The organism is Halarcobacter bivalviorum, assembly GCF_003346815.1.
GTDB classification, from domain to species: Bacteria; Campylobacterota; Campylobacteria; order Campylobacterales; family Arcobacteraceae; genus Halarcobacter; species Halarcobacter bivalviorum.
Map to the genome: position 1 here is coordinate 2457577 of NZ_CP031217.1, position 22832 is coordinate 2480408.

The 22832-nt window shown below is 27.9% G+C and carries 22 protein-coding genes and 2 tRNA genes; 6 read left to right on the plus strand and 18 right to left on the minus strand.

The features are described from left to right. Window positions 1-11: 11 nt before the first annotated feature. The 3 genes from ABIV_RS12390 to ABIV_RS12400 form a co-directional block, all read right to left on the minus strand. Entirely contained in the window at window positions 12-866 is an 855-nt protein-coding gene (locus ABIV_RS12390) for a DMT family transporter (RefSeq protein WP_114840186.1), read from the minus strand. Between the two features lie 256 nt (window positions 867-1122). After that, window positions 1123-1211, minus strand: a tRNA-Ser gene (locus ABIV_RS12395). Between the two features lie 40 nt (window positions 1212-1251). Next, window positions 1252-1338, minus strand: a tRNA-Leu gene (locus ABIV_RS12400). A 203-nt stretch (window positions 1339-1541) separates the two neighbouring features. Here ABIV_RS12400 and ilvD point away from each other — a divergent pair. From ilvD to ABIV_RS12420, 4 genes are all read left to right on the plus strand, one after another. Further along, window positions 1542-3230: a dihydroxy-acid dehydratase gene (gene ilvD / locus ABIV_RS12405; RefSeq protein WP_114840187.1), complete on the plus strand. Its 1689-nt coding sequence runs from the start codon at window positions 1542-1544 to the stop codon at window positions 3228-3230. Between the two features lie 136 nt (window positions 3231-3366). Continuing rightward, window positions 3367-4785 (plus strand): Do family serine endopeptidase, encoded by a 1419-nt coding sequence (locus ABIV_RS12410; RefSeq protein ID WP_114840188.1) that lies wholly within the window; start codon window positions 3367-3369, stop codon window positions 4783-4785. 10 nt (window positions 4786-4795) lie between these two features. Continuing rightward, the gene (locus ABIV_RS12415) at window positions 4796-5470 is read left to right on the plus strand and encodes a response regulator transcription factor (RefSeq protein WP_228254362.1); all 675 of its coding nucleotides are present in this window, start codon (window positions 4796-4798) and stop codon (window positions 5468-5470) included. Beyond that, window positions 5467-6687 (plus strand): ArsS family sensor histidine kinase, encoded by a 1221-nt coding sequence (locus ABIV_RS12420; RefSeq protein ID WP_114840190.1) that lies wholly within the window; start codon window positions 5467-5469, stop codon window positions 6685-6687. Before ABIV_RS12415 ends, ABIV_RS12420 begins: the two co-directional genes overlap by 4 nt. Here ABIV_RS12420 and ABIV_RS12425 read toward each other — a convergent pair. From ABIV_RS12425 to dsbD, 9 genes are all read right to left on the minus strand, one after another. After that, complete coding sequence (locus ABIV_RS12425; RefSeq protein ID WP_114840191.1) at window positions 6671-7096, minus strand: hypothetical protein; 426 nt, start codon at window positions 7094-7096, stop codon at window positions 6671-6673. The two genes, ABIV_RS12420 and ABIV_RS12425, sit on opposite strands and share 17 nt — an antisense overlap. Before the next feature lie 9 nt (window positions 7097-7105). Then, complete coding sequence (locus ABIV_RS12430; RefSeq protein WP_114840192.1) at window positions 7106-7792, minus strand: SDR family oxidoreductase; 687 nt, start codon at window positions 7790-7792, stop codon at window positions 7106-7108. Then, window positions 7789-8238, minus strand: coding sequence for a D-aminoacyl-tRNA deacylase (gene dtd / locus ABIV_RS12435; RefSeq protein ID WP_114840193.1), 450 nt, complete (start codon window positions 8236-8238; stop codon window positions 7789-7791). The genes ABIV_RS12430 and dtd overlap by 4 nt, the downstream gene beginning before the upstream one ends. Further along, window positions 8239-9795 carry an McrB family protein gene (locus ABIV_RS12440; protein WP_114840194.1) on the minus strand — a complete coding sequence of 519 codons (1557 nt, stop codon included), beginning with the start codon at window positions 9793-9795 and terminating at the stop codon, window positions 8239-8241. Beyond that, entirely contained in the window at window positions 9779-10972 is a 1194-nt protein-coding gene (locus tag ABIV_RS12445; protein ID WP_114840195.1) for an McrC family protein, read from the minus strand. Before ABIV_RS12445 ends, ABIV_RS12440 begins: the two co-directional genes overlap by 17 nt. 11 nt (window positions 10973-10983) lie before the next feature. Continuing rightward, window positions 10984-11589 (minus strand): transglutaminase-like domain-containing protein, encoded by a 606-nt coding sequence (locus ABIV_RS12450; RefSeq protein ID WP_114840196.1) that lies wholly within the window; start codon window positions 11587-11589, stop codon window positions 10984-10986. Next, entirely contained in the window at window positions 11579-12517 is a 939-nt protein-coding gene (locus ABIV_RS12455) for an aminotransferase class I/II-fold pyridoxal phosphate-dependent enzyme (RefSeq protein WP_114840197.1), read from the minus strand. The genes ABIV_RS12450 and ABIV_RS12455 overlap by 11 nt, the downstream gene beginning before the upstream one ends. Then, complete coding sequence (locus ABIV_RS12460; RefSeq protein ID WP_205526933.1) at window positions 12518-13117, minus strand: MarC family protein; 600 nt, start codon at window positions 13115-13117, stop codon at window positions 12518-12520. 61 nt (window positions 13118-13178) lie between these two features. Next, entirely contained in the window at window positions 13179-14939 is a 1761-nt protein-coding gene (dsbD, locus tag ABIV_RS12465; protein WP_114840199.1) for a protein-disulfide reductase DsbD, read from the minus strand. A 175-nt stretch (window positions 14940-15114) separates the two neighbouring features. Here dsbD and ABIV_RS12470 point away from each other — a divergent pair, with 175 nt between their 5' ends. Beyond that, entirely contained in the window at window positions 15115-15471 is a 357-nt protein-coding gene (locus tag ABIV_RS12470; protein ID WP_114840200.1) for a rhodanese-like domain-containing protein, read from the plus strand. Between the two features lie 11 nt (window positions 15472-15482). On the opposite strand, the gene ABIV_RS12475 is transcribed toward ABIV_RS12470, so the two are convergent. Genes ABIV_RS12475 through ABIV_RS12485 form a run of 3 tightly spaced genes read right to left on the minus strand, consistent with a single transcriptional unit; the run spans window position 15483 to window position 19055 of the window. After that, window positions 15483-15713 carry a hypothetical protein gene (locus ABIV_RS12475; RefSeq protein ID WP_114840201.1) on the minus strand — a complete coding sequence of 77 codons (231 nt, stop codon included), beginning with the start codon at window positions 15711-15713 and terminating at the stop codon, window positions 15483-15485. A 53-nt stretch (window positions 15714-15766) separates the two neighbouring features. Next, window positions 15767-18241 carry an EAL domain-containing protein gene (locus ABIV_RS12480; protein ID WP_114840202.1) on the minus strand — a complete coding sequence of 825 codons (2475 nt, stop codon included), beginning with the start codon at window positions 18239-18241 and terminating at the stop codon, window positions 15767-15769. Window positions 18242-18245: 4 nt separating this feature from the next. After that, window positions 18246-19055 carry a phosphatidylserine decarboxylase gene (locus ABIV_RS12485; RefSeq protein WP_114840203.1) on the minus strand — a complete coding sequence of 270 codons (810 nt, stop codon included), beginning with the start codon at window positions 19053-19055 and terminating at the stop codon, window positions 18246-18248. 147 nt (window positions 19056-19202) lie between these two features. Between ABIV_RS12485 and ABIV_RS12490 the strand changes: the two genes are divergently transcribed. After that, a complete protein-coding gene (locus ABIV_RS12490; protein ID WP_114840204.1) occupies window positions 19203-19442 on the plus strand; it encodes a hypothetical protein in 240 nt (79 codons plus the stop codon). Between the two features lie 19 nt (window positions 19443-19461). Here ABIV_RS12490 and mltA read toward each other — a convergent pair whose 3' ends face one another. Genes mltA through dnaK form a run of 3 tightly spaced genes read right to left on the minus strand, consistent with a single transcriptional unit; the run spans window position 19462 to window position 22829 of the window. Further along, window positions 19462-20571 (minus strand): murein transglycosylase A, encoded by a 1110-nt coding sequence (gene mltA, locus ABIV_RS12495; RefSeq protein WP_114840205.1) that lies wholly within the window; start codon window positions 20569-20571, stop codon window positions 19462-19464. 52 nt (window positions 20572-20623) lie between these two features. Further along, window positions 20624-20926, minus strand: a complete 303-nt coding sequence (locus ABIV_RS12500; protein ID WP_114840206.1) for a hypothetical protein — start codon at window positions 20924-20926, stop codon at window positions 20624-20626. 10 nt (window positions 20927-20936) lie between these two features. Continuing rightward, complete coding sequence (gene dnaK, locus ABIV_RS12505; RefSeq protein WP_114840207.1) at window positions 20937-22829, minus strand: molecular chaperone DnaK; 1893 nt, start codon at window positions 22827-22829, stop codon at window positions 20937-20939. Window positions 22830-22832: the final 3 nt, after the last annotated feature.

Below are 22832 nucleotides of genomic sequence, written 5' to 3' on the forward strand. Positions count from 1 at the left end.
TTAATTTTTATTTAAGATTTAATACTTCTTTCCACTTTGATTAAATAGACTCCTGAAAAGATTACAATCACTGCTCCAAGCATAGTTATACTATCTGGAATATCACTAAAAATAAGCCATCCAAGAAGTGTAGCACTTATAATCTCTAAATATTGGAATGAGGCTAATAAACTTGCATTTGCATAATATAAAGCCTTTGAGATTAAAAATTGAGTTACTACTGTTATTACAGTAAGAGAAAGCAATAACCACCAAGTTGAGATTTCAAAAGGCTGAAAAGCAATTACTTCTATCTCAAAAGGTTTTAATACTAAATAGATTATCCCTATAAATATTGAAGCTAAAAAACCTATCCAAAACTGCATAGAAACAATATCTTTAATATCTTTTGAAACTCTAATTGCCATAAGATATAGAGCATAAAAAACTGCTGCTAAAATAGGTAAAATAGCTGCTGTACCATAAGCAGACCAGTTTGGTCTAATAATTACTAAAGTTCCTATAAATCCAATAATTAAAACAAAAACTAACTCCTTTGAAACTTTCTCTTTTAAAAAGATTATTGATAATAGTGTTAAAATCAAAGGTTCAATAAAAAATAGTGCAATATTATTAGCTAAAGGCAAGTACATTAATCCCCAAAAAAGTAAAAACATACAAGAAGATATAAAAACTGCTAAGAAAAAATAAATCCATTTAAAACTTGCAATCTTTTTTCTTAAAATTTTTGCTATAAAATATATTAAAATTGCTTGTAAAAAAAATCTAAAAAAAGTGATTTGCATAGGAGAGTAAGTAGTTGAAAGCCATTTTCCTATTGCATCAGAAAAAGGGATAACTAAAACAGCTATAAGCATTAATAACATACCCTTTTGAGTATCTTTTTCTGCAATATTTTTGATGATATTTTCCTTATATATTTTAACTCATAAATTAGTAGCTCTAATTTTTGAGGTGGAATTCTATCTTTTTAATCTTAAAAAATAGTTCAATGTTACAATTTATAAAAATAAAAAAGAAGTTTTATTAACTACACTAAATTTAAACTGCAGAAATAAAACAACTAGATTTAAAAAATGATTTAATTTTAAAATAAATTTTAGATTGATTAAAGTTATAAAGTGGCAGAGAGCAAGGGATTCGAACCCTCGGAGGCGTGAACCTCGCCGGTTTTCAAAACCGGTCCATTCGACCAACTCTGGCAACTCTCTACGAACAAAAAAAAAGATGCTTTCGCATCATTTAAAAAAGTGGTGCGAATGGTGAGAATCGAACTCACACTCCGAAACCGGAATGGGATTTTAAGTCCCACGCGTCTACCTATTCCGCCACACTCGCACTCTTAAAGTAGAATTTGAAAAACCGTTTTTCGATGTTTGTTTCTCAAATTGGACTGGAATTATAATAGGTTTTTTTTTATTTGTCAAGGGTTTTTTCAAAAAATTTCAAAAAATTTCAAAATTTGCAAATTTTAATAAAAAATGAACAGCAATAAATGTATAATAATTACCATTAATAATAGCGCTATTAAAGGATATTAATTGAGAAGTAATGAGATAAAAAAAGGGTATGACAGAACGCCTCACAGGTCACTGCTAAGAGCTACAGGATTAAAAGACGAAGATTTTGATAAACCATTTATTGGAGTTGCAAACTCTTTTATAGAATTAATTCCAGGACATTTCTTTTTAGATAAAGTTTCACAAATCATAAAAGAAGAAATCAAAGCAAATGGATGTGTTCCATTTGAATTTAATACTATTGGAGTAGATGATGGTATTGCAATGGGACATGATGGTATGTTATTTTCACTTCCATCAAGAGAATTAATTGCAAACTCTATCGAAACAGTAATGAATGCACATAAATTAGATGCAATGATTGCTATTCCAAACTGTGATAAAATTGTACCAGGTATGATTATGGGTGCATTAAGAGTAAATGTTCCTACAATATTTGTTTCTGGTGGACCAATGCAAAAAGGTCACACTAAAGATGGTCAACCTATTGATTTAGCTACTGCATTTGAAGCTGTTGGTAAATTTGAAAAAGGTGATATGAATGAAGAAGAGTTAAAAGACATTGAATGTAATGCATGTCCAAGTGGTGGTTCATGTTCAGGAATGTTTACTGCTAACTCTATGAATACATTAATGGAAGCAATGGGAATTGCCTTACCAGGAAATGGAACAATCTTAGCCCTTACTCCAGAAAGAGAAGAGTTATATAGAAAAGCTGCAAGAAGAATTTGTGAGATTGCAAAAGATGAAAAAGCAAGACAAGATTATAAATTAACAAATATCTTAAATGAAAATGCAGTTAGAAATGCTTTTGCTGTTGATATGGCAATGGGTGGTTCTTCAAATACTGTTTTACATATGTTAGCAATTGCAAAAGAAGCAAAAGTTAATTTTAACCTTGAAGATATTAACTCTATTTCTAAAAGAGTTTCTCATATTGCAAAAATTTCTCCATCTTTATCTACTGTTCACATGGAAGATATTAATAAAGCTGGTGGTGTAAATGCAGTTATGAAAGAGATGACAAAAAGAGGTGATGATATTTTAATAGATAACCCAACAATCTCGGGAGAAACTATTTTAGAAAAAATCAAAGATGCTTACATCAAAGATACAAATATTATCCACACAATTGATAATCCTTATTCTCAAGTTGGTGGATTAGCTATTTTATACGGTAACCTAGCAGAACAAGGTGCAGTTATTAAAACAGCTGGTATTACAGGAGATAGAGTATTTACTGGACGTGCTGTATGTTTTGATGGACAACCAGAAGCTATTAAAGGTATTGTTGAAGGTAAAGTTCAAGCTGGAGATGTAGTTGTTATTAGATACGAAGGTCCTAAAGGTGGTCCAGGTATGCAAGAGATGTTAGCACCTACTTCACTTATTATGGGAATGGGACTTGGAGATAAAGTTGCATTAATTACTGATGGAAGATTTTCAGGGGCAACTAGAGGAGCTTCAATTGGACACGTTTCTCCAGAAGCAGCTGAAGGTGGAATGATTGGTTTATTAAAAGATGGAGATGAGATTCACATCGATGTTGACCAATATATTTTATCTGTAAATCTAACTGATGAGGAAATAGCAAGTAGAAAAGCTGAGTTTAAACCTCTTAAAAAACCTCTTAACTCTTCTTGGTTAGGACAATATAGAGCACTTGTAACAAATGCAAGCTCAGGAGCAGTTTTAAAAACTGATTTATAAAAAAGAGTATGAGTTTTCTCATACTTCTTTTCCACAATTATTTTACATTGTATTAATTTTTTATTTACGATTTATTCAAAAATAGTTTACATTTAGCTATTATAATTCTTTTAAATATAATTAAAAAAGGATGAAAATGTTAAAGAAACTATATTTCACAGTAATATTCATTGCCACATGTTCATTTGCACAATCAATTGATTTTCAAATGGCAGAAAAAAACCCACAAAGAGTAGCTCCAAGTAATCCAAATCAAATTTTATCTTTCAATGAAAGTATTAAAGACCCTATGAAATCGGTTGTAAATATTGCTGCAAAAAGAAGAGTATCTTCAAATGCAGGAAATATTCCATTTCAAATGTTTAATGACCCTTTCTTAAAAAGATTTTTTGGGGATCAATTTAATGAACAATTTGGACAAAATAGAATTCAAAGATCATTAGGTTCTGGTGTAATCATCTCAAAAGATGGATATATTGTTACAAACAACCATGTTATTGAAAATGCAGATGAAATTATTATCACAATTGCAGATAACCCAAAAGAGTATAATGCAAGAGTTATAGGAAAAGATTCAGATAGTGATCTAGCTGTAATTAAAATCGAAGGAAATAACTTTGATGCTATAAGATTTGGTTATTCTGAAAACCTACAAGTTGGTGATTTAATTTTTGCTATTGGTAACCCTTTTGGTATTGGTACAACTGTAACTCAAGGTATTATCTCTGCACTAAATAAAGATCATGTTGGGATTAATAGATATGAAAACTTTATTCAAACAGATGCTTCTATTAACCCAGGAAACTCTGGTGGAGCTTTAGTTGATAGTAGAGGTGCTTTAATTGGTATTAATAGTGCAATTATTACTAAATCTGGGGGAAACAATGGTATTGGATTTGCAATTCCTGTTTCAATGGTAAAAGATGTTGTAAAGAAACTAATTGAAGATGGAAAAGTTACAAGAGGTTATTTAGGTGTTGTTATTGGAGATTTAGACCAAAGAGTATCTAAACTTTATAAAAAACAAAGAGGTGCTTTAATTTTAGATGTTGCAAATGATACGCCTGCTGCAAAAGGTGGATTAAAAAGAGGTGACTTAATCTACTCTATCAATAATATTCCTATTGAAGATAGAAAAGATTTACAAAATGTGATTGCATCATTTAAACCAAATCAAACAATCAATGTAAAACTTGAAAGAAATAAAAAAGAGTTAAAATTAAATGTTACTCTAGGAAATAGAGCTGGTCTTGTTACTTCAGAAGCAAATAATGGAAAGTTTTTAGGTGGCCTATTATTATCTGAACTAAACTCAAATGTGATTAAAAGATTTAGATTGAGTTCAAATGCAAAAGGTGTTTTAGTAGTAAATGTTGAGCCAGACTCAGATGCTGAAAAAGTTGGATTTGAACCAGGAGATGTTATTATACAAATTGAAGAGATTGAAGTAAAAAGCTTTCCTGATATGCAACAAGCAATAAGAAAGTATAATAATAAACTAAAAAGAATCTATATAGATAGATATGGACAAACTATAGTTCTAGCTATAAAATAAAGGATTTACTATAATACAAGTACTTATGATAGAAGATGATTTAGAATTAGCTCAAATCATCACAGAATATTTAGCTTCACAAGATATTGAAGTTACTAATACAGATAGCCCTTATAACGGGCTATCTATGCTTAATCTAAAAAAATATGAACTTATCATTTTAGATTTAACTCTTCCTGAGATTGATGGTCTTGAAGTTATCCCTAAAATTAGAGAGAAATCAGATATTCCTATTATTATTTCAAGTGCAAGAGATGATATTCTTGATAAAGTTATGGGCTTAGAAAGAGGAGCTGATGATTATCTTCCAAAACCTTATAATCCAAGAGAACTACAAGCAAGAATCAAAGCTATTTTAAAAAGAACTACAAATATCGATAAAAAGAAAGAGGATGAGAAAAAGAGTGATTTCATTTTAAAAGAAGATGATATGCAAATTACTTTTAAAAATGAGATTTTAAATCTTACTCTAGCAGAATATGATATTTTAAAACTTCTTATCCAAAGAAATGGAGCTGTTATTGCTAGAGAAGATTTTATCTATGCAAGTGACCACATCGAAGATGATAGTAGTTTAAAAAATATTGATGTAATGATTTCAAGAATTAGAACAAAGATTTCTAAAGTTGATGATAGTAAAACCTACATAAAATCAGTAAGAGGAATTGGTTATCAATTAGTATGATTCGTAATATTTCTATCTCTGCTTTTATTAATACTATTTTTATTTTAGCTTTAATTGCTGTTTCTATTACTTTTGCAATTTTTATAAAGCTAGATAAGCAAAGATATAATATTACTATGCAAAAAAAGTATGAACTTGTAGCAGAAAACATACTAAAATCACTTGAAGGTAAACCTAATAATGCTGGTATAAAATTTATAGTTGACCAGTTTAAAATGGTTCAATTAACAGAACAAGAACAAAAATTAAGAATTATTAATAATGGTAAAACTCTTATCCTAAGAGATACTCTTGATGGAGTATATAGAATCTTTATTTTAGATGATATTTTATATATTTATATTCAAAGAGATGGGTATAACCTAATGATAAAAGATACTCAAAGTTATACTCATAATTTAATGATTATAGCTCTAGCAATTGCTATTTCTCTTGGGGTACTCTTTTCACTATATTACATTTTAAAAAGAAAACTAAAACCACTTAGACGATTAAATAAAGAGATAAAAAAATTCTCTGAGGGCAATTTTAATGTAAAAATTAAATTTAATAGTACTGATGAGATAGGAACTATTGCTAAAACTTTTGATGAAGCCCTAACACATATAAATAATCAAAGAAAGTCAAAAGATTTATTTATGCGAAATATGATGCATGAATTAAAAACACCTATTACAAAAGCAATGTTTATTGCAGAGACATTAGAAGATGAGAAAAAAAGAGATATGCTTCAAAAAGCTTTCCATCGTATGGATGATATTATTAAAGAACTTGCAATGGTTGAAAAACTTACTTCAAGTAATACTTTTGTATACAAAGAATTAACTTCATTTTTTAAAATCTATACAAGAACCTTGGATATTGCTCTTTTAAGTCCAGATAAATTAACTTCTAAAATAAAAGATTTTAAATTAAACGCAGATATTGCAATGTTCTCTGTAGCACTTAAAAATCTAATTGATAATGCAATAAAATTTTCTCCAAACTCTCATGCTACACTAAATGCAGATAAACATAGAATAGATATTATCTCAGAAGGTGAACCTTTAAAAGAGAGTTTAGAATACTATACAGAACCATTTTCTCAAGAAGAGAAAAGAAGTGATGGTTTTGGTTTAGGTTTATATATTGTAAAAACTATTGCAAATCTACATGGCTTTAAACTAGTTTATAATCACAATAAAGGTAAAAATATTTTCTCTATTTTGATAGATTAACGTTTTTCATAACCTCAAACCAATCTCTTTTAAAATGCTTTTTAATATATCTTTCTTTATGTGGTACTAAACATCCTGCACAGTTTTGATGAATATAGTCTTCTCCAATATATTGTGCACCATCTTTTGAATCAATACTACAATAAGAGTATAGAGTCTTATCATCTTGTTTCTTTACACCAGCATCATCAAATCTAAAATTTGGACAGGCACAAAGATAACAGTTTAACTCTTCATAATCATGGCACTTTCTATTATCTTTATATAAAGGACAGAAATCATTCTCTTCTTTAACCATATTATCAAATCTAAAATACTCAATTACCTCATCTACACTTTTATCTTTTAACTTTTCCATTATCTTTGCATGTTTTTTCCCATGCTCTAAATACCATTCATTATATGTCATTTTCTCTTCTTAAATATATATCATTTTTTTGGTCATTCCACCATCAATAGTTAGATTGCTACCCGTAATAAAACCTCTATTTTCTAATAAAAATTTTACTGCATCAACTATATCTTTAGTAGTTCCAACTCTTCCACTCAAATGTTGTTCTTTATCCTCTTTTGTAGGGATATACTCTTTATTAGTATTTATCCACCCTGGACTAATAGAATTTACTTTTATCTCTTTTGATAAAGAGTTTGCTAAAGCATGAGTCAAGGAGCTAATACCTCCTTTTGAAGCACTATAAGCTTCTGTTCCCTTCTCAGACATAATAGCTCTTGTAGAAGAGATATTTATAATATGTCCTTTTGATTTTTTTAATCTTTTTGCAAACTTTTTTGATAGTATATATGGTGCTCTTAAATTTATATTTAAGATTTTATTCCACTCTTTAATAGTTTGCTCTTCTAAAGGTTTGTGTGTGAATATTGCTGCATTATTAATAAGTGCATAGATAGTATGATGCTCTTCTTTTATCTTTTTTATTGTTTCTAAAAGCTCTTTTCTTGAACTTAAATCACAAGAATAGAAGCTCACATCTTTTATATCTTCTTTTACAACATCAATATTTATTATCTTATATTTTTTTCTCAAAGCTTTTGCTATGGCTCTTCCAATACCATTTGAAGCTCCAGTTATTATTATAGTTTTCAATTTAACTCTTTACTATCTACTATAAAAGTAACTGGACCATCATTTTGAATACTTACTTCCATATTTGCACCAAAGATTCCACTTTGAACATGAACTCCATGACTTGCTACAAAAGTTTTAAACTCTTCATAATACTCATTTGCTATTCGTGGTTCTTCACTTGAATCAAAACTAGGTCTTCGCCCTTTTTTGATATTTCCAGCAAGGGTAAATTGAGAGATAATCAAAGCTTCTCCTCCTACATCAAGAAGAGATAAATTCATCTTGTCATTTTCATCTTGAAAAATTCTAAGGTTTACTATTTTATTTACTAATCTTTGAATATCCTCTTTTGTATCACCTTTTTTAACTCCAAGTAAAATATTTAACCCCTGCCCTATTTGACCTACTATTTTCTCATCTACTTTTACAGATGAAGATTTTACTCTTTGAATAACTGCTATCATTTATACTTCTTTTCCTAAAATTTCTACGACTTTTTTATAATTTTCTTCATCACCATAAAAATACTCTTCTAAAAGTGGTTTAATTTTATACTCTTTTATAAACTCTAAATCCAAACCACACATAAAATAACTATGTCCTAACATAAACTCTTCACCTCTAGTTTTTTCAATAAATTCATTTATTTTTATCATTAAATTTCGTGCAGCAATATTTGTTACCCGTTCAGGTTTTGGAGTCATCTTTAAAAATGTAAACCTACGTCTAAGTGCTATATCTATAGTAGCAATAGATTTATCAGTAGAATTCATAGTAGCTATGATGTATAAGTTTTTAGGGATTAAAAACTTTTCTTTTGAGTATGGTAAAGTCACTTCATACTCTTTTTTACCTCTTTTGTCCTCTTCTATTAATGTAATAAGCTCACCAAAAATCTTAGAAATATTTCCTCTATTTATTTCATCTATTACTATGTAGAAGTTTTTTTGTTTTTCTTTTTTTATATGTTTCTTTCTTTTTATCTTTAATAGCTCATCTAAAATTGCATTATAATAAGGTGCTAATCCACCTTTAATAATTGTATTTGCCTCTTCATAATACATTTTCTCTAAAGTTATTAAAGATAAAGTGTGACTTCTATCTTGGTTCTTTTTTTCAAAATAAATTGTTTTTTCATTATAATCATATATATAAAAGTAGCTATCTTTTCTTTTTAAATTAACTTTTAAAAGTTCTTCATTTTCAATAGAATCAGATAAAAACTCTTCAAGTGCTTCTTTAAAAATAGCTTGAGTTATTTCTGATTTTGATTTTAAAAGATTTGTTTCTGCTTCATTTACTAACCTTTTAAGTATTCCATCTTCAAGCTTTATATTTCCACTTTCAGTTGGTCTAAAACCTTCTATAAAGTCTTCATAAGAATAGCTTTGATGAAAAGTTACAAATTCCATTCTTTTCTCTTTTTTTATATCTTTATATAATTCTTCAATACTATCTTTTTTTATTTCATCATCTTTATCATTTACAATAAAATCAAAAATCTCACTTTCACTAAAATCTCCACCTTCAACTAAAGAAATTAACTTTTTATAATTGTATGTTTTCCCAACTCCTGGAGCACCATAAAGCATTATGTTTTTTGTTTTAATATTATTATTTTCATTGTAAAGTTCTTCAACTACCAAACTATCATTACTTTTCTCAATTTTATAGCCAAGTTCATTTTTAACATAATTTAAAAATCTATCAAAACGTTCTCCACCCCATTGACTCGAAACATATAATTTTTTGTTATCAAAATATATTACTTCATCATGATTTGAGAAAAAACGTTTTTCTCTTTTTTCTAATCTACCATCTTCTTCCCATTTTATTATTTCATCTTCATTTTTTATAATTCCAAGGTTAGCCTTACCAAAACTATCAGGAAAAACCTTTTTTAACTCTTCATAACTAATATTTGGGTGTTCATTTACATATTTGCATACAACTTCTAAAACTAATCTATTTTTAGATAATTCTTTTTTCTCATTGAAATCATATTTAGTATAATCTGGCATACTCCCATCCTTTCTCTTCCAATATCTTTTTCATCTTCTTTTTTATATCTTCAATATATTCTCTATACTTACCATTAAAACTCAAATCTATCTTTTTAATTTGGAGTTCTACTTTTTTATCATTATTTCCAAGATTATGTACTACACTTTCATTTAGTTCAATATCTTTATTTAAATTTTTTGGATACAAAAGCATTGTTTTTTTAATACCTTGAAAATTATTACCATATGCATACATTTGGTACTTATCATTTCTATCTATTTTTTGCATATCTATTCTTTTGTATTTACAATCAATAATAAGATTTTTACTATTTACTATAATATCAGGCTTTAGTTTTAAGCTTCCAAACTCTTTATATTTTTTTGGGATAAATACATCTTCTTCTATCTCATTTATAATTTTTCCTACAAACTTTTCAAACAATATATTCATATCAAAAAGAAAAGCAAAGGATTTCTTACCTTTTGAAAAAAGTGGTATTGTCTTTTGCAAAAGTAAAAGTGCCATTTCAAAACTAGTCTTATATCTTTGATTAATTCTATTAAAATAGATATTTAATCTATCTATATCCATTTTAAAAGATTCTACTTCATCAAAAATAAGTTCACATTGTTTTAAAATTTTCTTATTTTTTACATATTTCTGTAACTCTTTTATTGCATATAAAAAGAACTGATTTAAAGTATTGTTTTCACTAAATTCATCATATTCACAATATATCTTATTTTTTGTAAAATTATATTTCAAATTTTCATTTATTAGATATTTACCTTTTAAAGTAGTAAGATTTTCCTGTTCTGTTATGTACTCTTTATAAAGCCCTTTTTTTAGTTCACTTAAAAGGTTTTGAGCAAACAGTTGTACCAAAACTTCAATAATTGTATGCTTTTCATTTTCGCAAGAAGCTATTTGTTCATTTGAAAGTTTTATATCATAAACATACATCAACATATAAATAAAAATATCTAAGTTTTTACTCTCCTCATCTGCTATTTTAGGGAGGACATAATAATCATTATCTTCAAAATTTAATATACCACAATATTGGCGTGTCTTTATTTTCCCCCAATCCTCTTTAAAATACTTATGCAAGGATTTGTTTTCTTTAATATGATTGATTAACTTCTCATTTAATGATGATATTTCTTTGTATTCATATAAGTATTTTTGCATAGGGTTAAAATTTATTTATACTCCAAACTTTCAACTACTAATTTCTTATTCCTAAACGGGTCTATAATCGCTTCAATCTCTTCTAACTTATATTTCAAAGGAAATCCTATTTTAGAATTTGTTGCTGTTGTTTCTAGTTTATAAAAGGCTTGCCCATTTACATAAAGAGCTTTTTTATTTGCTAACTTTTCTTTTAATTTTACTATCACAAAAACATGTTTTGGCACAAATACAAAGTAAGCTTCATACCCTTTTGTTTTAAGTAGTGAGATAAGCAAGTTTGATTTATCATCACAATCTCCAAAATTTTGTTCTACTACATGTTTAGGACTTCTTGCAACACTTTTATTTACTTTATAAGGTATTCTTGTTACAAAATCAAGCATTGATTGCACTTCACAAAGTTCATCTTTTAAACAATTTTTTGTTAGAAAATTTCCTAATCTAAAAGTATAGTCATCTTGCCTAACTTGATTTACATAGGTTGCCCCATCTATATTTATAAATTGATTTTTAACGATAAAAAAAGATTTAAACAAAAAACTTATCAATATAGCAAAAAAAATTACAGTAACAATAAGTGCAATCTTATTTACTAACTTACTTTCAAAAAGCATCTAAGGCCTTTTTTAATCCCTTTATATTACTTAGTGAACCCACATAAAAACTTACGAAATACTCATCTATAAAATCATACTCTAAACAAGAGTTTATAATAACCCCATGTTTTTGAATCTGACTTTTAAACTCTTTTGCATCTATATTTTTAAGCCTAATTAAAAGTGAGTTTGAATTACTTTGAAACATCGATTCTACATATTTATGTTCTTGTAATATTTTCTCTAGTTCTATTCTATTTTTTATATAGATTGAGTTTGTAATTGAAGAGAACTTATTATCTTTTAATGCCTCTTCTAAATATTTTATTTCAAAATTTGAGATTTTATTTTGAGGTTCAAATTTTCGCAAGTTTTTTATATTTTCATTATTTGCGAAAACAGTTGCAATATTTAAATTTTTTCTTGAGTAAAATTTACTTAAATCCTTTAAAATAAAAAGATTTTCATATTCACTTAAATACTCTACACTCGATTGTTTTCCACAAAAATCAATAAGAGTCTCATCAATAATTACTTTAGCTTCTTTACTTTTCCAATACTCAAAAAGCTTATCTAATTCATAAAAGGTGCCATCTAAAAAAGAGGGATTCATAAAAACTACAACACTTTGTTCTTTTATTGGTAAAAAGATATTTTCAAATCTATTAATTAATCTAGTTTCATAGCCTAGATTATTTGCAGCCTCTTTATACTCTAAATTACAAGGAGAATAGATATAACAATATTTTGAGTTTAAATATTTTAGAAGTGAATAAATAGAAGAAGAAAAACCATTAAAAAGTTCAATATTCTCTTTTTTTATTCTGTATCTGGTTTCAAGTAAGCATAAAAGAGATTTATAGCAAGAACTCTCATCACATACTTTATTGAAGTCAATCTCTATATTTGGCTTTAAAAAATTAACTTCACTTCTAAAATCAAACATCTACAACCCTAAAAAGTTTTTAATCCCTGTAAATACAATTTGTGCAGATAAAGCAGCTAAAAAAAGCCCTGTAATCTTTGAAATCACAAGTAAACCTTGTTTTCCAACTAATCTATCAATTATTGAAGAAGAGTAAAGCATAATACCTATTACTAAAATTGCACAAACAAGAGCTAAACTACCTAATAACATTGAACCATTTGAATCAAAGTTTGCACCCATTACAAGTAAAACCCCTATCGTACCTGGTCCGATTGTGATTGGAATAGAAAGAGGTACAACTGCTAATTCAGAGATATCTTTTTGCTCTACTTTTTGAGTATCCTTATTTCCTTTGATTAACTCAACTGCTGATAAAAATAGTAAAGAACCAGCTCCAATTCTAAAAGCATCTAAAGTTATTCCAAATACTGCAAAAATATGCTTTCCAAAATAGAGTAAAATTAAACTAATAACAACTACTGAAATAGTTACTTTTATAGCTAGTGCTTTTTTTTGATTTGAGGTAGCATCAGTTGTTACTGTTAAAAAAACTGATAATACAAAAAAAGGTGTCATGATAAAAAACATTTTTAAAAATGTTGAAAAGAATAATTCCATTATACTTCCTAAAAACTATTGAGGAAGTATAACAAAATATAGTTGTAGATTTATTTTATTGTTATTTAAAATTTTTGTTTATAACTTCTAAAAACTCTTGTGGATTTTTATAGCCAATTATCTTAGCTGCTTTCATCTCTTGATTATTTTCATCAAAGAAGATTAAAGCAGGAGGTCCAAATACTTGGAATTTTTTCATTAAAGCTTTATCTTCATCTGTATTTTTTGTAACATCAGCTTTTAAAATTGTAAATCTTTCAAGTACTTTTTTTACCTCTTCATCTTGGAATGTAATATTATCTAACTCTTTACAAGATACACACCACTCAGCCCAAAAGTCAAGCATAACTGGTTTAGATGAAGCTTTTATTGCTTGGTCTAACTCTTCAAGATTTTTAACCTTTACAAACTTCACATCACTAGAACTTGTTGCTACAACTTTTGAAGAAGTAAACTTTTCAAGTGGTTTTAGTACATTTGTTGCACCACTTATAGCACCTATAAAAGTTGCAGTACCATAGATTAAAAGAACTGTTGCAAGTAGTTTTACTAAAACATGCTCGAAAGTTTTGATAAATAATCCAGCTCCTAGGAATAATAGTGCCCATAAATACATGATTAATGTAGGGTCTAATACTCTATCTAACATCCAAACGGCAATTGCAAGCATTACAATACCAAATACTTTTGTAACTTGCTCCATCCAACCACCAGGTTTTGGCATAAACTTACCAGCACCAAGCCCAATAAGAAGTAAAGGAACACCCATACCTAAACTCATCACAAATAAAGCAGCTCCACCTAAGATGGCATCACCTGTTTGTCCAATATAAACTAAAGCTCCTGCAAGAGGTGGTGCAACACAAGGACCAACAACAAGTGCAGATAAGAATCCCATTACAGCAACTCCAAATACACCTTGTTTCTCTTTCCCTTCAGTCGTTTTATTTAGTTTTGTTTGTAAACTTTGTGGTAATTCTAATTTAAAATATCCAAACATAGAGAAAGCCAATACTACAAAGATAAATGCAAAAGAAACCAATACATACGGATTTTGTAAAGCTACTTGTAAATTAGCTCCAAATAGACCTGCTATAACTCCTGCTATTGTGTATGCTAAAGCCATTGCTAAAACATAAACTAAAGATAAGAAAAAACCTTTTGAAGCTGTTAGTTTTTCATTATCCCCTGCTTTTACAATAATAGATGAAAGAATTGGAATCATAGGGAAAACACAAGGAGTTAGAGATAATAAAAGTCCAAATCCAAAGAAAGTTGCAAGAACTAAAATTGCACTTTTATCCTTAAGTGTATTTACAATTGAATCACTCTCTGAAATATTTTCATTAGCTATTGTTTCATTTATAGTTACATCTTTTTTAGTTTCAATAATTTTTGAAGCATCTAAGTTTGAAGCTAAATTTACAGAAATAGTTTCACTCATAGGTGCATAACAAAGTCCTGCTTTTGAACATCCTTGAAAAAGTAATTGAACTTCATAACTATCAGCTTTTAATTCCTCTTTTAAAAGTGAAAAAGGAATATCTATAGAGATTTCATTAAAGTGAACAATAAACTCATCATATGGCTCAGGTTTTGGCATCTGAAGTTTAGATGTAATCTCTTTTTTCTCTGGCTTTGTAATAAAAACTTTTAATTGTTCATCATAAAGATAAATATCTTTACCTAGTTTTATACTAGCAACAATCTTATCTTGCTGCTCTTCTAGTTTTACTTGAAATGCTTCATGTGGCTCTAAAAATGACCTTTGTATAGAAAAAGCATATACAACCATTAACATTAGCAATAATATTTTTTTCATTTATATATCTATCCTTTAAAAATCTTAATTGATATTATAATCAATTAATGTGAAGTCTTTGTTTACATTAATTAAGAATTATAAATTTCTTAGTTTTGAGAATTATAATTAATTGTTATATAATTTTTGATAAAAACTTGTTATTATTTTAAATAATTAATTATAAGGGTAACTAATGCATAGAGTTATTGATTTATCACCAAATGAGGTTGAAAAATTAATAGATGAAGATATTGTAATGATTGATGTTAGAAGAGATGATGAATTCAGACATACAGGAATTATTAAAAATGCTCATAAGATGACTTTTTTTGACATGTTTGGAAATTGTGATATAGCAACTTGGATGAGAGATTTTGAAAAATTAGTAAAATCAAAAGACCAACTTGTAGTATTAATTTGCGCACATGCAAATAGAACAAGAACTATTTCAGACTTTTTAATACAAAATCATGGATATACAAATATTGCTCATTTAGAAGGTGGAATGGCAAATTGGTTAGAAGAGGGAAAACAGACAATATTTAGCTAAGAGAAGAGCTATTATTGCTCCTCTTTCTTCTTAGCACTAGCTTCTTGTAAAATTGCAATTACATCATCAAGATTTGCATATGGAATATGAGATTTCCACTCAATATCTTTTCCATTTAATGAAATTCCAATACTTACAACATCTGGTGTTCCTTTTCCATATGGTTCAGAAACATTTGAAATAGAAATAATACCCTTTTTTGTCCCACTTAAAGGAAGAGTTCCTAATTCTGTTGTTGCCATGTGTAATCCTTTTTTTATTTATTTAAATTTTACTAAAAATAACTTTTAATTAGTTAAAAAAGTGGTGCTGGTTCACCTAAATAAAACCCTTGATACTCATCTGCACCTAAATCTTGAAGAATTTTATAAACTGTTTCATTATGAATAAACTCTACAACTACAATTATTTTTAATGATTTACAAAAATCAATAATTGATTTAACCATTTCATATGAAGTTTGATTTTTATCTATATCTTTAATTAAAGAACCATCAATTTTTATATATTCTGGTTTAATATTTAAAACGTGAGTAAAGTTTGAATATCCTGTTCCAAAGTCATCAATTGCAAACTTAATACCTTTTTTTCTATATGTTAATATAAACTCATCTAATACTTTATGGTCAGAAATAAAATCACTTTCAAGTATTTCAAAAACAATTTTTTCTCTTTGTTCTTTTGTTAGAACTCTTACTTCTCTTTCAATAAAATCCATAAAATCTAAATTTAAAATATCAGAAAAGCTAATATTGACAGAAACCATTTTTCCTATAGTATCAATATTGTCAAAAGCTTTTTTAATAACTATTTGATTTAATTTAAAATATTGTTTTGTTTTAATTGCCACATCAAAAAAGTTTCCAGGAGAAAGATAATGAACTTTTCCATCTACATCATCTTTTATTCTCATTAATGTTTCATATTTAATTAGGTTCTCATTTTTATCAAAAATTGGTTGGAAAAAAGGTACCACTTTATCATTATCAATTGCATATTTAATTTTATCTTTCCAATGCATCATTTTTTTGATATTCTCTTTAGTATCAATCTCTTTGTTATAAACCATAGTTTTATAACCCATTTGTTTTGCTTTTTTTAAAGCAATATTCGCACTTTTTATTGAGTCATTTTGAGAGATTGAAACTCCTAAAGATACTGATAAAAATAGATCAATGCCTAAACTATCTACAGTAAACTCTTTACCAAAAATTTCATGTATTTCAGAAAGCAACTGCTCATATCTTATAAAGTTTCCAATATTTGTATCTTTTAAAGCAAAGATATCCCCTGCTACACGATATAATTCAAGCTCATTTTCTAAAGAAAAATCTTTTAATACTTCCATTACTTTTATTAAAACTTCATTTCCTATTTCAAAACCATAAAGTTCATTAATGTCATCAAAGTTATTAATATCAATAAAAGTTAAAGCTACCATATCATCTTTTCTAAGATCTTGAGTTAATGATTCTCTATTTTTTAATCCTGTTAACTCATCATAATAGAGCTTAGTTCTTATTTGCATTGTTCTTTCAGTAATTTTTTCTTCTAAACTTCTTGTATTTTCTTGAATATAATCAAGCATTCTATTAAAGTGACTTGCTAAAACTCCTAGCTCATCGTCACTATTAATATCTGCTCTTGCATTTAAATTACCATTTTTTACTAATTCTGCATTTTTAGTTAATACTTCAATTGGCCGTAAAAGTTTTTGTACAAAAAGTATAGCAATTGACATAAGAACCAACAGTAAAATAACTGATAAATTGATAATTAAAGAATCAATTTCATCTGCTTTTTTTTCTAAATCTTTTTTATAAACAGAAGAGACTATATACCACTCAAAGAAATCATTATATTTAATCCAAGCTAGCTTTTTATCATCTATATTGTTTTTATTCCAAGAATACTCCCAAACTTTTCCATTTTTATAAGCATTTTCAAAACTCTTAAAAGAAATAGCTTTTTCAAAACTTTCTGAACTATCTTTTAGTAACTCTTTATTGGGATGCATGATGATATTGTAGTTTTTATCTAAAATATAAATATAACTATTTTCTTTAGATAATAAAGAATCTATAAGAGGTCTAAGTTTTTTGATTGTTTTATCTTTTTGAGCTTCAATTTCTATTTCTATATGTGAATCATAAACTGCAGAAGAAATAATCATATCAAATGGTTCAAAATAAATACTATGAACTAACTTATCAGAAGTAGCTTTACTATTTGGTTTTTCCCAGCTATATCTTGTATATGTCTCTTTTTCTTCAATAGAGTTTTTAATCACTGTAGGAATAAAGATTTTACCTTTTGAGTCTTTTAGATTATAAATATTTTGACCAATATACTCTTTAGTAGGATGATATAAAACCTCACCTTTTGTATTTATTACATAAATATAATCATCATGTCCATACTCTATTTTAGAGATAATAGATAAAGCACTATTAGTAGCCTTCTCTTTTGTATAAAGTCCTTCTTTGAACATTTCATTATATGATGAAGCAATATTATAAGCAAGATAAGAGATTTCTCTTATTTTTTGACGATAGTCTCTCTCTTTTAAAGTTTTAAATTCATTTAATTGTTCTTCTCGTGAAGCAATAATAGTTGAAACCTTGTCAAGTTGTTGTTTAACTTGATTGGTTTCAAAATCAACTAAATATTTTGTAACTTTTGGAGATATTACAAAGATTATAAAAGATAAATATACACAGACAATAAAAACAAAAACTGCTCCTATTTTAAGAAAAATTTTGTTTTTCATATAATTAATTTAGCTTTTTACAAATACTTTGCCCATATTTAACAGATTGACCAGTTAATTCTTCTAACTGAACAAAATCTTTTTCCCAGAACATTACAACGGTAGAACCCATTTTAAAGTAACCAAGACAGTCACCTTTTTTAATTTTCATATCTTCATACTCATAAATTTGAATATCTCTAATCTTAGTATTTGTTTCAACTCTTGGTTCAAAGTCAAATACCATTTGACCAACATTTAATGCTCCAACAAAAACCATATAAAAGATTTTATCTTCATGAGTACACTCTAAAATTACTCTTTCATTTTCAGCAAAAAGGTCAATTTGTTTATTTAAATATTTTAGATTTACAGGATATAACTTTCCTGGAACATGAAGTAATCTTTTTATTTCAAAATCACTAGGTGCATGGTATCTATGATAATCCTTTGGAGATAGATAGAAGTTCATATATTCTCCATCTACTAACTTTGAAAAATTATCTGCACAATTATAAGTTAACAACTCTTCGAATGAGTATTCCATACCTTTTATTTGTAAAGCTAAATCTCCATCAACTTGTCCACATTGTGTAATTAAACTATCTGTTGGAGAAATAAATACTTTCTCATCTTTATTAATTTCTCTTGCAATTGCTAACTCTCTTGTAAAAAGGTCATTCAGTGATTTGTAGAATTTTTCATTTCTAAACTCACTCATATCAAGCTTTAAACTCTTTACATATATTTTATTAATAAATTTCTGTATAAATGCTGGAAATTCTGTTTTTGCAAACTTTCCAAAGTATTGAGAGATAATATTTGTAATATGCATCTTTCCCCTTAATTTTTGTACTAAATATATATTTTATCTAAATATTACTTGATTTTATTAAAGCTATTACATAAATTATTATTATAAGTCTATTTAAATTTTTTTTTGATAATCTTCGAAAAAAAATTATTATAGGAGAAATTTTTAATGCATAAAGTTATTGTAGAAACAGAATGTGGTTGTTTTAGAAGAAGTGATTTAGAAAACAACTTAGAATTTAACTCAAAAGATGATGCTTTAAGTAAAGCAATTCAAATGAAAAATCAAATGAACTTAGAGTTCTGTAAAAAACATGAATTCGATTTAGTAGAGCATGGAAATAATTTTGTTATCAATTTTAGACAAGAAGCTCCATCTTCATGTTGTGGAACAGGATGCTGTAGTTAAGAAGCACAGTAATTTATTACTACTGTGCAAACTCTTTAGGAACAAGTATTGTTAACTTTCCTTGTTCCTTCATCCCTCCAGCATAAAGCTCTGCATCTTCTCCATTTCCATAGAAAAAATCTGCTCTTATTTCCCCTTTAATTGCTCCACCAACATCAGCTGCAACCATTAATCTATCTATCTTATCTTGCGTAACAGAATTTTTTGTATTGATAAAAACTGGCATTCCTAGTGGAATATATCTTCTATCAACAGCAAGATTTCTTTCTGCTGTTAAAGCTGTTCCTAAAGCCCCCGTTGCACCTTGACCTCTTTTTGAGAAAAAGATATAACTTTCATTTTCATGTAAAACTTCATCTACTCTATTAGGATTTGCTTCTAAATAGGCTTTAATTCCTTGCATTGAAGCTCCATAACCTTTTAGAACACCTTCATCTAAAAGCATTCTTCCTATTCCTTTATATTTATGTCCATTTTGATTTGCATAACCTACATTTATTGTTTCACCAGTATCTAATAATACTTTTCCTGAACCTTGAATATGTAAGAAAAATAGATCAAATCTATCATCTACATAACAAATAGCTTCTAAATCATCTCTTTTATTAATTGCTTCTCTATCATCATAAGGGATAATTTTATTTCCCTCAATTTTTCCTCTTAACCTATATTTTTTCAGTTCTGGATAAATAGAAGATAAGTCAACAATATACATATCTTTTGGAGTCTTATAAATTGGATACTTATATTTTGAAGTTTTTGTTAAGCTACCTCTTAATAACGGTTCATAATAACCTGTGATAACACCTTTATTTGTACCATTTTTATTATATAGTTCATAAGCAACAAAATTTTCTGTAAAAAATTTAGAACCATTTGTAGCCACTTGTGCTTTTTCACATACATTTTTAAATAGATTAAATCTCTTTGACCGTTTACAGTCTTTTTTAAAAACTTCTAAGGCATAGTTTAAGTTATCTTCATAAAAACCTTCAATTGTATTTAAATCAACTTTTAATACTTGTGCTTGTGATATTTTTTCTAATTTTTGTAAATTTAAAGGCTCTTTTTGAGAACAGCCTGTAAAAAATAAAATAAAAAGAAGTGTAGATGAAATAATCAGCTTCATTTTTTGTCCTTCAAACTTTTTGGAATTCTAACATTTGAAAGTTAATAGAAGATTACATAGAACAATTAGATAGTGAGCTTTGAGAATAAACCTCTTTTAATCCACAAGTTTTGCAAGAGTATTCAATATCAATAACTCCAGAACAACCATGATTTTTTAATACTCTTGTAGTAATTATTTCTACTTTAAAAGTAGTTTTTGTTTTTTCATCATAAAAAGTTTTTGCTTTATCACCACAGGCAGGGCAAATACCTTTATTTAATTTATCAACTCTTGAATGTTTATTTTTGTAGTAAAGTAAGATAGAGAAGACTACTATTAAAAAAGTTAATAGTAAAAAAATTAGAGTTTGCATGAAGTAGAGATTACTCTACTTCAGCATCGATAACATCGTCATCGTCTTTTTTTGCTTTTTGATTTGGTTGTGCACCAGCACCTGCTTGGTCACCACCTTCTTTTTTATACATTGCTTCTGCCAACTTGTGAGAAACCTCAGTTAAAGCTTTTACTTTCTCTTCAATTTGCTCTTTAGTTGCATTTTCATCTTTTAGAACTTCTTCTAAAGCTGCAGCTGCATCAATAATTGCAGTTTTTTCTTCAGCAGAAACTGCATTTTCATTCTCTTCTAAAGTCTTTTTAGTTGAGTGTAATAATGCATCAGCTTGGTTTCTAATTTCAATTACCTCTTTTTTCTTAGCATCTGCTTCTTTATTAGCTTCTGCTTCTTGAACCATTTTTTCAATCTCTTCATCAGATAATCCAGATGAACCAGAGATAGTAATTTTATTCTCTTTTCCAGTTCCTTTATCTTTTGCAGATACATTTAAAACACCATTTGCATCAATATCAAATGTTACTTCAATTTGAGGAACACCTCTTGGAGCTGCTGGGATATCTGATAATTCAAACATACCTAAAGATTTATTATCCTTAGCAAACTCTCTTTCTCCTTGAGAAACATGAATTGATACTGCTGGTTGATTATCTTCAGCTGTAGAGAATACTTGAGACTTTTTAACTGGAATTGTAGTTCCTTTATCAATTAACTTAGTCATAACTCCACCAAGAGTTTCAATACCAAGTGATAATGGAGTTACATCAAGTAATAATACGTCTTTAACATCTCCTCTTAATACACCAGCTTGAACAGCAGCACCTGCAGCAACAACTTCATCTGGGTTTACACCTTTATTTAAATCTTTTCCAAAATACTCTCTAACTACTTGGTTAGCTTTTGGTAATCTTGTAGAACCACCAACCATAATTACTTCTTGAATCTCACCTTTATCTAATCCAGCATCTTTTAATGCTACTTTGATATGGTCTAAAGTTTCATTAATTAAATTCTCAGTCATAGACTCAAATTTTGCTCTTGTTAATGATTTAACTAAGTGAACTGGTCCTGCATTACCCATAGAAATAAATGGTAAGTTAATCTCTGTTGATTCAGCAGAAGATAACTCTTTTTTAGCATTTTCAGCTGCATCTTTTAATCTTTGTAATGCCATTTTGTCATTTTTAATATCAAAACCATTTTCAGATTCGAACTCTTTTGCTAACCAATCAATAATTGCGTTATCAAAATCATCTCCACCTAAGAATGCATTACCATCAGTTGAAAGTACTTCAAATGTTCCATCACCAATCTCTAATACAGTAACGTCAAATGTACCACCACCTAAATCGTATACTAATACTTTCTCTTCACCTTTTTTATCAAGTCCATAAGCTAATGAAGCAGCTGTTGGCTCATTGATAATTCTTAATACATTAAGACCTGCAATTGTTCCCGCTTCTTGAGTTGCTTTTCTTTGTGCATCATTGAAGTATGCTGGAACTGTAATAACTGCATCAGTTACAGGAGCACCTAAATACTCTTCCGCATCTGCTTTTAATTTTCCTAAAATTTTTGCAGAGATTTCTTGAGGAGTATAAACTTTTCCTGCAATATCAACTGCTGCTGCACCATTTCTATCAACGATTTTATATCCTACTTTAGATTGTGCTTCTTTAGCATTCTCTTCATCCATCATAAGACCCATAATTCTTTTTACAGAATAGATTGTCTTTTCAGGGTTTGTAATAGCTTGTCTTTTTGCTGGATCACCAACTAAAACTTCACCTTTATCTGTAAATGCTACGATAGATGGAGTTGTATTTTTTCCTTCTTTATTAGGAATAACTTTTGCTTCACCATTTTCATAAACTGCCATACAAGAATTTGTTGTACCTAAGTCAATACCAATTACTTTACTCATAAC